Raw genomic sequence first — 249 nt, forward strand, 5'->3', positions numbered from 1 at the left:
CTTCTCTTTTGAAATTTACTAAGTCCATCTGTACTCCCAACATATTCAAAACCATTTTTCTTATAAAAATCATTCAACGTACGATTATGCCCGACGCAGTCTAGCTTCAAGTACTCTTTGTCATGTTGTACATTCTCTTCTATCCACTGTAAAAGCCATTCTCCAATCCCATTCCCCTTATACTTCCGTTTCACCGCAAATCTATGAATGTATAAAGAATTAGAAACTTCCTCTTTACCAAAAATATAT

Annotated in this window: 1 protein-coding gene; it reads right to left on the bottom strand. The window is 34.5% G+C overall.

Translation table 11 applies throughout. The annotated features are described in order from the left end of the window. A partial coding sequence (locus SB658_RS26280; protein WP_410603431.1) for a GNAT family N-acetyltransferase occupies nt 1-249 on the bottom strand: 249 nt, incomplete at both ends.

This window comes from Bacillus sp. SIMBA_008, from assembly GCF_046535495.1.
GTDB lineage: Bacteria > Bacillota > Bacilli > Bacillales > Bacillaceae > Bacillus > Bacillus subtilis.